The following is an 11,888-nucleotide window of genomic DNA, read 5'->3' on the forward strand; positions in this document are numbered from 1 at the left end:
CTCAAGCCTCCCCCGGCATCAGTGTGAACAGGCCGATGACGTCCGGCGGCAATACGGCCTCCACCGTGACGCGGGAAGCGGATCCGGATGCGGCGCGAAGGCGGGCGTGATCCTGCATCAGTTCCTGCGCGCGCGATCGGACGAATTCGGCGATCGGCCCTTCGAGCAGACCCGGCAGTTCCTCCTTGGCCCTGGCGATGAATCTGTCCCGCGCGACGAGCGCAAGATCAGCCGTCGCGGGCGCGTTCAGCAGTTCGCGCACTTCCTCACCGACTGCCTTGATCCGGGTGCCCTGGACCGCGACGAGAGCCGCTTCTTCCGCCAACAACAGCCGGTCCTTGCGGGCATGGACGGTCAGCTTGAAGCGGATACGCAGGAGTGCGAGGCGGGTGACCTGTTGGACGGCGGCGGTTGGCCAGGCGCCGACACGCCCGATGCCCAGCCCGGACAAGGATTCTGGATCAAGCGAGGCTTCAACCAATGCTTCGGCGAGCGTCGCCGTCAGCGGGTGCGTTCTGGTGAGTAGCGCCGTGCCCGAGGGCGCAGGCTCCATCGTCGCCAAGCGCACCGATCCTTTGAGATCGTGCTCGGCCAAACGCTCGCGCAAGCCAGCATCGAGGGCATCGACATGGGCCAAGAGAGTGGTCTTCCTAGGTTCCAGAGGTACGCCGAAACGCGCCATTGCTCGTTCGACGAAGAGGCGCGCCTCAGCCGGGGAGCCGAGTAGCGCACGAACCTTTTCCCATTCCGGCGCGACTTCCTGCGGTTTTATGGCGTTCTGCGCGAAACGTGCCCGCGATTTCCGTTCGTTTTCGGAAGCGTCACGCCACCGCGCTTCCACAGCTTTCACGCTTTCCTCAAAGCGAAGGTCGAGCGTGAGCTGGGGACTTCCGCGACGACGCAGCATCATCGATGCCATCAGTGCGTCAGTCACCGGCCCACGTTCCTCGGGGAGCGGCACAGTCACGCCTGTCGCCTTGCGGATTTCCTCAGCCTTCCGAAGGATGACCTCAAGCACGGCACCGTCGATGGCGCTGTCCGGCGAGAACATCATGATCGACCGGACAAGGTCTGCCGGCTGGCCGAAGCGATCGACACGCCCTTCACGCTGCTGGTGCCGGGTCGGATTCCACGACAGGTCGTAGTGGACGACAGTGTCGAAGAGCTGTTGCAGGTTGATCCCTTCCGAGAGGCAATCGGTGGCGACGAGAAGACGCTGGGTCGGCTTTTCCTCGTCCGACGGGGCCATGTCGGCGACACGATCGCGGCGTTCATCCGGCGTAAGAACGCCAGTCACAGATTCGATGGTCAGCTTCGGGAAGGCTTTGCGCAGACCATCGCGAACATGCTCGGCCGTTGCCAGATAGCGGCAGAAAACGACGGGATTTGCACCCTTTTTGATGATCGGTGTCAGCGTCTCGATCAAAGCGGCCAGCTTCGGATCGGGCTTGCCGACCAATTCCTCGGTGCGCTTCACCAGTGCGAGGAGCGCCGGATCGACATCGAATGCCGTGCCGGGCTCGAGATCGATAGCGTCCTCTTCGTCTCCATCGTCATCGAAAATTTGGGGCTCGAGGCGTTCGCTCTCGCTCGACAGGCGGTTCCGCAATGCGCTCAGAGCTGCGGCCGGCGAAGAGCCGACGCATCGCATCAATGCCAGCGTGCCCCAGAAGGCGAGACGTTGTTCCCGCTGCCCTGATCCCGCCTGGGAGACAATACCGAAGCAGTAGTCGAGAACGGCTTCCTGGAAATCTCGATGGGCCTCGGACAAATGATAGGCAAATTCGGTGGTTTCATGTTTCGGGAAGGCGCGCTCCTCGTCCCAATCTCCGGTGACGAGATCGATTCTACGCCGTTGCACGAAATGCCGGGCCAGACGTTCACGATACCGCGTGTCCTCGAAGTCCATCGAGGCGAAAGACGGATCGATCAGCGAGAGGAGGCGCGCGAAAGCCTCCTCATCACCGGAATGCGGCGTAGCGGTCAGGAAGATCATCCGGCGATCCGGATTCCGAGCCAGTCCTTGCAGAAGATCGAAGCGCTGCTGCTTGCCCTTATGAGTTCCCACGCAGGCATGGGCCTCATCAACGATGACGAAGTCCGGGCACATGCGCGCGAAACCCTCGCGGCGTTTCTCAGCCTTGATGTAGTCGAGGCTGACGACCGTGAAGGGGTAGGCCTCAAACAAAGTCTGGGCGAGTGGCAGACCGCGTTCCAACCGGCTCGCGGTGCTGGAAGTGACCGGAACAGCGTCAATCCCGAAGCGGGCCTTCAGTTCTCCGAGCCATTGTTCGACGAGATGCGGTGGGCAAAGCACCGAAAATGCATCTACTTCGCCCCGGTCCATCAGCTCGCGCAAGATGAGGCCGGCTTCGATCGTCTTTCCGATGCCGACGTCGTCCGCGATCAGAAGGCGCGGCGCCGCCATACGAAGCGCCATTAGTAGAGGAACAAGCTGGTAGGTTCGTGGTTCAAAGGCAAGCTGGGCAGCAGACCTGAAGGGGCCTGCGCCACGGCGAAGCGTTAGGCGCATCGCATCAGCCAGCAATGCCGCTTTGGCTTGAACCGTCGCCGCCGCATCGACTGGGAGATCGAAACTGGCGGGCTCGACCGGCAAGAGTTCGAACGCTGGATCGAGGACGACGGTATCGTTCCCGCCGCCCGAGAGGGGGCGGAGCGCGAGGATCCCATCCCGGGGCGACGGTAACGCAACCCACTCACGTCCGCGCGCCCGCACCAGGTCTCCCGGAGCAAAATTCATCGTCATCAGCTCATTCCCCGAACATCGAGCGCATCGCGTCGGGCACACCCGCAGTGACAGCTTCTGGTAACTCGAACAGCGTCCAGCCCTTGGCTTCCGCTTCCTGGCGGGTCGTCTCCGTAAGGGGAGATATGCGCGCGGCTACGAAATGACTGCGCCACGCGAAACTCATTTCCTGATCGGAGAATTTGATGGCGATTTCATCCGGGGCGGGAAGTCCTACCTCCATGAAGGCGTTCACCCATTCGCCGGCCTCTGCAGGTTGATCGGCGTTTGCGAGCACCACCTGGCCCCGTGCCAGATCGACCAGCATCTGTTTGGCTTCGTCGTGGGTGCGGTCGATCAACTCGTGATCAGGTTGGTTGAAATAGGAAAGCAGGCAACGATAGCAGCCGCGGACACATGACTCCTCGTCGTGGCTGATAAGCAGCTTGGCATCGCCAGCAGCGATAGCGTCATCGACGCGATCGAAGTGCATTAGGATCAGAGCCTCGCGGGCAACTTTCCCGAGGGCATGAGGATCCTCGATCAGACGGCTCAAAACCCCTGCGCCACCTTCTGTGGCTTCGTAAACTAGGACAGCACGACGATTGTCGCGGGCGGGGAGCGGTTCACCGAGGATCTCGCCTTCTTCCAATTGGAAGACGACTTCGATGCCCCTCATGAAAGCGTGTTGAACCGTCGCGATGGTTTCTGGCGCATAGGCTGTGGGATCATTGAAACGGAAAAGAAGCGCGTTCTTGTGATCGCGAACGATCGGAACGATCCGAACCGGCTTCACGACATCGGGCGGCACATCGATATCGGGGTCTTCATCACTTGACTTCGCCCAATACCCGCTCCGCGGATCAATGTGAAAGCCGAAGATGGTCTGATTTGCACGCCGCTTGAGTCCTTTGTTGATGCGACTGATCTCGGCACTGTTGGCGTATTGCAGATTGAAGATCGAGACGTCGTCACAGCGGAAATGGGCTTCAGTAATCTGTGCACGACCATCTCGTTTCGGCCAGGAAAATACAGTCTGGATGTCAAAGCCTTGCCGGACACGTTCTTCATCGTTCGCCGTGATCCGTTCTGCCGGAGCAGCTTCCACGTTGTCGATCCGGAGCGTCCGCTGTACCGGCACCTCACCCGCCATCGGAGCATTGCAGGCGTGACAGCGCTCGACCTCGCCGTCATGACAGGCGCCGCAGTTTGAGCATATGAAGATGTCTTTCGTCGCCAGTTCTGATCCATCGCCCGTTCGGACTTCTGGCGGCAGCTTAGCCTTCATGACCCGGTAGGCGCGCCCTTCGTGATAAATCAGGCTGCGTGGCCCAAATTCGGAAATGGCGAGGAAGCGGGCGCGCTGGAGGAATGAACCAGCTTTTCCCTCTCCAGGGATAAAGGCGTAAAGAGGTAGGCGCGGGAAATTGTAGCCCGGCAAAAAGCCTTCCGTCGCGAGATAGCGATAGGAATAGAAGTCAGAGCCGTTCGAGGCTTTGCCCTGTTCAAGAATGGTGATCTGGTCGCTTGCCTGCATCTGCGCCGCTTTGATGCGACGGCGGTCCGCGCCCGAAAGGCCCGTGATCTCGGAGCGCGCATTGGCCTCCATCAACTGCGTTCGGGCTGAATTGTAGAGTTCCCGCCAGCGATCGAAGGCGCGAGCGAAATCCTGCGGCGCTCTTTGCGCCACAGCAGATACGAAATCGTCGGGATCGCTCATCCAAACCGGCTTACGACCATCCACGGACGCAAGAATTTGATCGAGAACGCGCTTCATCGGTGCATGTGCCGCGACCGCCAGTGCTGGCCGATCGATGAGATCTTGAATCTCTTGCTTCAGGGGGTAGCCCGTCTCCTTCAGGTCGAGAATTTCCGGGATATCTGGCGATAGGGCGAGTTTCGCTTCGGCTAGCCAGATGGCATGAAGATGTGAACGTACGAGCTCTTCGTTGGTGATGTCGAGAGCTGGCGGGCGGACAACGCCGGAGACCATTTCGTTGCGCCGCTCGAAGAAATACTGGTCATGCGGCGATTGGGCGGCGCAATACGTCACAACGACGGCGGCCTGTCCGGAGCGCCCGGCGCGGCCAGCGCGTTGCGCGTAATTCGCCGGCGTCGGCGGCACGTTGCGCAGATAGACGGCATTGAGCGCCGAGATATCGACGCCTAGCTCCATCGTCGGAGAGCAGAAGAGGGCGGGCAGGAACTGTTCCGACTCTCCCACGGCATTGAGTTCGGCAGCGTGTGCGGAAAGGTTCTTCCGGTCTTCCTTTTCGTACCTGAAGCGCCACTCGCGCCATTCGCGCTGCCTCTGCGACACCTGGGCCGTGTGTTCACGGCCTTCGAGACCCCAAAAACCGCTCCCGCCCGCTTTTAGATCGGCGGCAATGTCATGGTAGAGATCGTGGAAGTAGCGATTTCCCTGCGCCATGCCGGTTTGGATAGCTTCGCCGGGTATGATCCGAACGGCTGACGGCGATAAACGCCAACCTTGCAAATCCGCCTCTATGTCGACGCGGGATACCAGACCCTCGCGGGCCAGCAGTTCCATCAAGCCCGTCAAGACGGTCAGGTAGTCATCTTTGCCGAGCTTGCTTCCTAGGACGCTCTTGCGATTGATGAGGCGGCCGATACGGGAACTATGTCCTGCGCGAACAATCGTCTGTTCTTCCCGAAGCCCAACGCGGTCTTTGCCTGGAGCTTGCAGGAACAGTGTCGTGCGGCTTCTGGGCGTCTCCTTCGCGTCGATGGACCAAGGTGTGCGCAGGAGGTTTCGGGATTTCTGGGCGACGGCGTCGAGGACGGTCAGATCAAGCGCCTCGGTTCCAACGGCGAGGCCATCGAGCATGGCACCGAGGATCGTTTTCAGCATCGCCTTGCGCTTCGAAACGTCCAGCGTGGCAATATCAGGTAGGATGGCCGCAAGGCGCTTTGTATCCTCTGCGACCTCATCGAGACCAATGAACGCAACATCAATAAGCTTGAGTACGGAAAGGCTTGGGTTCGTGTAACGCCATCCCCGGCGCAGGTCTGTCCAAAGCCTGTGGGCAAGGACCTTGGCGAGGGATCGCTGCGCGTCTTCCCGCACCACGGCTCCTGCGTCGAGATCCAACATCCAATGGATGCGAGCCTCCTTGTTGCTCGCGGTGAAACCGAGCGCCTTCACGACCCTCAAACCGAATTCGTCCTCGGTCATGCCGTCGTCACCGGCGTCCAAAACGGCGCGCAAGATCGCGCCGCGCAGGAGGCTAACGAAAAGGAAGTCGTTGAAGTGACCCGCTTGAAGCGCAGCGTCCTGGCGATTATCTGTGAAGCCGAGGAGCTTGCGTTTCTCTTTTGGAACACCGCTGTTGTGGCTGTTCATCCATTGGAGCGCTGTCGAAACCAGAAGCGTAGTGGCAGAACTTCGACCTTCACCTGAGAGGCCAGCAAGTTTGGAGCGCTCCCGCATGCTGGGGTGCGGTTGATCAAGACAGCAAGGGCAGAAGCCGAACTTGCCAGGTATGAACCAGAAGGCTTTACCGGTTGACGCAGGGCGACCATCGGGGGCGACGGATACCATCTGCGGCAATCGGCTTTTTCTATTCGCCCGCAGTCGTTCGACACCCTTGCGCTCCTCGCGCCAGTCTTCGGGGAAGGTTTCGATTTCGCCCGTGAAAGCATAGTCGGGATCATCATCACCGGTTGCGGTTAGATAACCCGCTGCATCACTCTCTTGGTCATCGAGGGGCGCGTCGTCGATGTTCCTCGGAACGAACAAAGTGCCCAAGGCATCGTCGGTTCTGGTGACGACGTGAACCTCATGCCCACATGACCGACAAAAGCGAGTGGGATAGAGGCGATGGCCCGGCGCGTTAGGATCTTCGAGTTGCCCCTCAAAGAGCACGCTCCTGGGCATTTCGGTCAGCGTGGTAAAAACCTCGCCCGCGCCCGAGATGAACTGATGGAGCTTGAATGCCAGGAATGCGCCGGCTCCCTGGCCCCCTCGATCCGCCTCCGGCAGGCTGATACGGGTCAGGAACGCCTCAAAATAGCTTCGGCAAGTTTCGATTTCTACGCCGCTATCCTTTGACAGGAGCGCGACGGCCTCCCCGAACGGAATTGGCTTCTTGCGCTTGAGCTCCTGCGCGTCATCCAGGCCGATCGCCAATTCAGTCCAAACCGCGAGAGGGTGATCCCTCAGCACCTCATCGGTCAGTTCGTCCGGCGGGGTAGATGTGAGCACGGACGCGAGTTTCGAACGCACATCGTCTAACTTCAGCCGATCATCTGTCGCGCGTTCCAGCGACTCGTCGATGACCGACTCCGGTCCGATGGCCGTCCCGAAAAGGCGAGATGCAACATCTGCTACAGCTTGCGCACGATTGGTGTCGGACCCTTCGCTTGCCATGGTGGCCGACGTGCCGATGCAGATCGGTGCTTTGTCTGGCGTGCAGCGATTGCGAAGCCGACGGACGAGAATAGCCACATCGGCGCCTTGGCGGCCGCGATAGGTATGCAGCTCATCGAGAACGATGAACTCCAGACCGCTAGCGTTCTCTATCACCTTGGTGTCGAGGCTGTCTTGCCGCGTCAGAAGCAATTCAGCCATCATAAAGTTGGTGAGCAGAATATCTGGCGGATTGTCGGCGATCCGCTGCCGTTCTTCCTGGCTTTCTTGCCCAGTGTAGCGTCGTACCACCGGCCTCATTTCAGTTGGTAGCCCGGATTGGGAGATGAACTTCTCGATCTCGTTCATCTGGCTGTTGGCCAGCGCGTTCATCGGATAAACGATGATCGCACTGGTTTTGCGTGGTTTCCCTGCCTTCCTCGCGCGTACAATCGCGTCGACCACCGGCACAAAAAAGCAAAGCGACTTTCCTGATCCTGTTCCGGTGGTAACTACATAGCTTTGATCAGTACGAGCTTTGGCGATTGCTTGGGCTTGGTGGCGGTGAAAGCGGAGCGGCGTTGATCCAAACCGGAATATCGTGCCGGTCGCTTCATCGAGATCGCCTGAGGTGACAAGCTCTTCAGCTGTTGGCCCTTGCAGGAAGCGCGGGTTGATGGACAGCAAGGCTTCTGGCCAAAAGCGGCCTTCGTCATATTGTCGATTAATCTCGGACCTCAGATCATCGGATCGAACGACACTAAAAGACCGTGAGAAACGGGCATAGGACTGAATAAGTCGATGGTCGAATTCGAACGCCTTCATTGTCAGAAGATCCCCCCGGATATTTTTGCCATGCCCAAAATTCTATTCTGAATCATTGGGCTGTACCCCACAGAGATGAGAGGGGCGCTGCTGCCAGCCTGTCACCGAAAGGCACGAAATCGGCGCTGTCATACAGCACCGCGCCATAGGCGAACCGTTCTTTGCAGGCTTCGGCAAGGGTGCGTAGTCCGGCGAAGTCGCTGGATTTTACCGTGGCTGACGCCTTCACCTCGATGCCCACGATCATGCCGTCATCGCGTTCCAATACGATGTCGACCTCGTGCATCTGCTGATCGCGAAAATGATAAGGGGTAAGCCGCAGGTCAGATGCTGCCATCAGCTTCAGCACTTCTGAAAAGACGAAGCTTTCCAATAGCGAGCCGAAGGTGCCCCGATCCGCCTTCACTCGCTCAAAGCTGAGGCCCCGCGTTGTGGCGAGCAGTCCGGAGTCCAGAAAGTGCAGCTTCGGCGTCTTGGCGATCCGCTTCAGCGCATTGGTGAACCAGGGCTGTAGGGTCGCGACGAGGAACACCTGTTCGAGCAGTGCGATATAGCGCTGCGCGGTCTTATGGCTGACGTCGATGCTCGCACCGAATTGCGAGTAGTTGACCAGTTGGCCCGAGTGCTCCGCCACGAGCCGCACGAACTTCGGCAACTCGGTCAGCTTCTCGATGTCGGCGATATCCCTTAGATCGCGGGTCAGTACGGAGGTCAGATAAGACCGTGCCCAATCCTGCCGCCGTCGCTCGGTTTCACGGCGGATCGCTTCGGGAAACCCGCCTCCCAGCACCAAGTGGACGAGGTCGTCACCGAGAGTCGCCTGCTTGTCGGCTTTCAGTGTCCCGTCGAATAGACGCTCCAGGAAGGCGGGCGTTCGGCCAGTGATCTCGGCCTGGGCCAGCGGCAACATGTGGATGGTTTCCATCCGGCCCGCCAGGCTGTCGGCGACTCGCGGCAAGGTCAGCACATTGGCGGAGCCTGTGAGCAGGAAGCGCCCGGGACGATAGTCTTCGTCCACGACCCTTTTGATCGCCAGCAGTAGGTCGGGCGCGCGCTGAATCTCGTCGATGATGACTTGGTCAAGGCCCCGAATGAAGCCTGCGGGATCGGACTGGGCGGCATCGAGAACCGTCTGATCGTCAAGCGTGATATAGGTCCGGCCGGCTTCCCCCATCTTGCGTACGAGCGTGGTCTTGCCCGCCCGACGTGGCCCTACGACCAGGACTACCGGGGTGTCCGAAAGGGCCTCTTGTGCCCGACGCTCGACGAACCGTTTGTACATGCGAATCCGATAGCTGACGATTGGAATTTGATGGCATGATATTTGGGAGTTTGTGGGCGGGCAATTGGGAATTGAAAGCTCGTATCCTGGGGTGGAGAAGAGGAATCTATTCTGCGCCCGATATCACTGGTTTCGATTGGCTCACGGAAACGGTGCCCGCGATGGCTTCCCGTGGCTCGCGCCCGGCTAAGGCGTCAGCAAACAAGTCGGAAGCAGAACACCGGATCTCGTTTGCATTCACGCTTGCGCGAGGCACGCGGCGCGCGACACGAGGCGAAGGTCGGCCTCAGCTGATCAGCGGGGGCTTAGACGCCGGCCATGGGACGATGGTTGTCTTGCGGTCGATCATCGCCCGCGCCAATCCGGCCATTTCCGTCCGGGCCATCATGATCGCACGGAGATTGCACATGAAATTCGCCCGCTAGTCAGATCGACCCGTAGCCAGTCAACGTCTTCAGTGTCGAGCCGGCCGCATCGAAGGGTCAGCGCCGCCTCTCCGCGACCTTACTTCTGTCGGGGAGCGTCACGAGCGGTGCCGGCTTGACGAGCTCTCCTACGGCAAGACCTGCCCGGAACTCGGCGTAGATGGCCTGGTCCAGCTCCGCGATTCGATCTGTGATCCGGACCATCATTACCTCGATGTGCGCCGGGCAGAGCTTCAGCTTCGACATTGGCAGGCCGACCATGCTGAGCTTCGTCACGCCGACGCCGCTAGGATTAGTTCCGAGCAACCGCCAAGACTGGTCCGCGACAACGACGCCAACCGTGGTCGCGCGTTCGAAATCATTAACCGAATGGGCCACGTGCTTGTCGCGCAGATTGTAGAGATACGCGTGAAGCTCGATATCGGCCGAGCCCCAGATCGCCTCGAAAAACTCTGTGTTCAGCCGAAAGCCGCGAACGCCGCCTGCAAAGGATCGCGCATAGGCCATGATCGCGGCGTGTATCAGGGCCTTGGAGAGGCTGTTCTCGTTGTTCGGAAGACCCAGCTTGGCGGCTTCCTCGAAGCTCTGGCGGGCGAGGTTCAGGTCGTCTGCGGCCAAGTGCAGGGCCGCGTGTTCTATGGTCTTGTCGGATTCGCACAGTGCGACGGGAACGATGAGGGTGCCGGCGGCGATCTCTTTTCCGGTCTCGATCCATTTTGTGATCCAGGTCGGTTCGAACATCTCGCCTTCAAACTCGAGGAGTTCACCTTCAGCCATGCCGCATCCTCCGCTCAGTCAGGCGAATGTGGCAGGTGCTGGGCTAGTGCGGCAATCCCTTTGCTCTCGAGGGGCGACAGGGATAAGGACACTTATTTGACGTATATTAGACGACTTTGCCCCTAGTGGAGGCTAAGCCATTGAAAAGTGATGCACCCGGCTGGATTTGAACCAGCGGCCTCTGTCTTCGGAGAGCAGAGCTCTGTGCGAACAGCTAACGACTGCTTTCGCAGTTGTTCAAATTGAGACCCGACATTCCGCTAACGGCCCCGTTAAGGCTGGAGGACCTGGTTATGGCTGCCTCCTGCACATCACCCTCCACCGGAGGCGACTATGCTCATCCAGGCTTCAGCGACCTCTGGCCGCAGGCGCCATCGCCAATGGCTAGCGATTTCGGCTCCTTCCGATGTCGGCTGCTCGCTTCCATCGGTCGCCAAAGCGAAGGTCCAGATCGGCGAGCCGTCAGAGCGCTGGGCCGGCTCCCACTCCATTTCTTCGGCCAAGGCGCGACCCAGGCTGCCATATTGGCCATTAGCGACGACATAGTCGTCATAGCCAGCCGCCAGCGCGAGCTGGGTGGCGGTCAATACCCGATCGGCAGCCGCGATGTGCGCCTCCAGCATGAGGCGCTGGCTATCACTTGGTCTTATTTGCTTAAGTGCCTCACGAACTTCCTGTTGGCAGGGGTAGTCGTCCGTACCCCGAGACGACCGGAGTTCTGTCGCCCGATCATCGAGGATCTGCTTCACCGCTGCGATCGCGGCATCCTTGGTTGCCTCCTGCACTATGTCGCTGGCGATCTTGCTACCGCGCAGCGCACGCGCCTTCCAGCCGTCCTTCGACTGCATGACCTTGATGATATGACGACGATATTCGATCGCGTTCGACACGTTCATCTCCCCTCGGTCACAGATTAAAGAAGGTGCGCAGCGAGTTGTGCGTCAGGGGCGCGACTTCACCGATATGATCGACATAATCATCGCCTTCATAGATGTGATCGCCCACCCACCAGATGAGTTCCGCTTTGCTGTCGCCAAGGATGTTGCGCGTCCGACGCGTGAGCGCCGACCATACGCCGCGAAGGTCCATATAGTCCTTTGCTCCGGGGGTAGCAGCGACCACGTCCTTCAGATGGAACTGTCGGGTCTCGCTCTGGGCGATGATGCGAAGCGCGATCAGGGTTTTCTCGCTCAGGCGATCGGCGAGCTTGCGTACCAGGGCCAGTGTCAGCTCTGCCGGCACTTCATCACCTGCCATCGCCACGACAGGCGGGGATGCGAAAGGGGCGGCTGGCTGCGGAGCGAGTGGTCGGTCTCCTTCCGGGATGGCCGTCGCGCCATAATATGCGAATATCTCGCTCTGGGTCGTTGCTGAAAAGCTTTTCACGACGTTCAGAGGGATAATGAAGGCGGGTTCCGTCATCGTTGCTATCCTTTGGTGGTGGTTGATAATCGTTGATAACCG

The 11,888-nt window shown here is 59.7% G+C and carries 6 protein-coding genes; all 6 read right to left on the bottom strand.

Features of this window, described 5'->3' with window-relative positions:
* Position 1: 1 nt before the first annotated feature.
* Positions 2-2,767 (bottom strand): DEAD/DEAH box helicase, encoded by a 2,766-nt coding sequence (locus tag EOD43_RS04435; RefSeq protein WP_127741452.1) that lies wholly within the window; start codon positions 2,765-2,767, stop codon positions 2-4.
* Positions 2,768-2,771: 4 nt separating this feature from the next.
* Positions 2,772-7,940, bottom strand: coding sequence for a DEAD/DEAH box helicase (locus EOD43_RS04440; RefSeq protein ID WP_127741454.1), 5,169 nt, complete (start codon positions 7,938-7,940; stop codon positions 2,772-2,774).
* A 52-nt stretch (positions 7,941-7,992) separates the two neighbouring features.
* Positions 7,993-9,222 carry an ATP-binding protein gene (locus tag EOD43_RS04445; RefSeq protein WP_127741456.1) on the bottom strand — a complete coding sequence of 410 codons (1,230 nt, stop codon included), beginning with the start codon at positions 9,220-9,222 and terminating at the stop codon, positions 7,993-7,995.
* A gap of 482 nt (positions 9,223-9,704) precedes the next feature.
* Positions 9,705-10,424: a hypothetical protein gene (locus EOD43_RS04450; protein WP_127741458.1), complete on the bottom strand. Its 720-nt coding sequence runs from the start codon at positions 10,422-10,424 to the stop codon at positions 9,705-9,707.
* A 311-nt stretch (positions 10,425-10,735) separates the two neighbouring features.
* Positions 10,736-11,314: a hypothetical protein gene (locus EOD43_RS04460; RefSeq protein WP_127741460.1), complete on the bottom strand. Its 579-nt coding sequence runs from the start codon at positions 11,312-11,314 to the stop codon at positions 10,736-10,738.
* Between the two features lie 16 nt (positions 11,315-11,330).
* Complete coding sequence (locus EOD43_RS04465; RefSeq protein WP_127741462.1) at positions 11,331-11,846, bottom strand: hypothetical protein; 516 nt, start codon at positions 11,844-11,846, stop codon at positions 11,331-11,333.
* Positions 11,847-11,888: the final 42 nt, after the last annotated feature.

This window comes from Sphingomonas crocodyli (genome assembly GCF_004005865.1).
Lineage (GTDB): Bacteria > Pseudomonadota > Alphaproteobacteria > Sphingomonadales > Sphingomonadaceae > Rhizorhabdus > Rhizorhabdus crocodyli.

What these genes read in the sequence shown, in the direction of transcription:
- EOD43_RS04465 (WP_127741462.1), bottom strand. Translation starts at nt 11,846, where the DNA reads ATGACGGAACCCGCCTTCATTATCCCTCTGAACGTCGTGAAAAGCTTT.
- EOD43_RS04440 (WP_127741454.1), bottom strand. Translation starts at nt 7,940, where the DNA reads ATGAAGGCGTTCGAATTCGACCATCGACTTATTCAGTCCTATGCCCGT.
- EOD43_RS04445 (WP_127741456.1), bottom strand. Translation starts at nt 9,222, where the DNA reads ATGTACAAACGGTTCGTCGAGCGTCGGGCACAAGAGGCCCTTTCGGAC.
- EOD43_RS04435 (WP_127741452.1), bottom strand. Translation starts at nt 2,767, where the DNA reads ATGACGATGAATTTTGCTCCGGGAGACCTGGTGCGGGCGCGCGGACGT.
- EOD43_RS04450 (WP_127741458.1), bottom strand. Translation starts at nt 10,424, where the DNA reads ATGGCTGAAGGTGAACTCCTCGAGTTTGAAGGCGAGATGTTCGAACCG.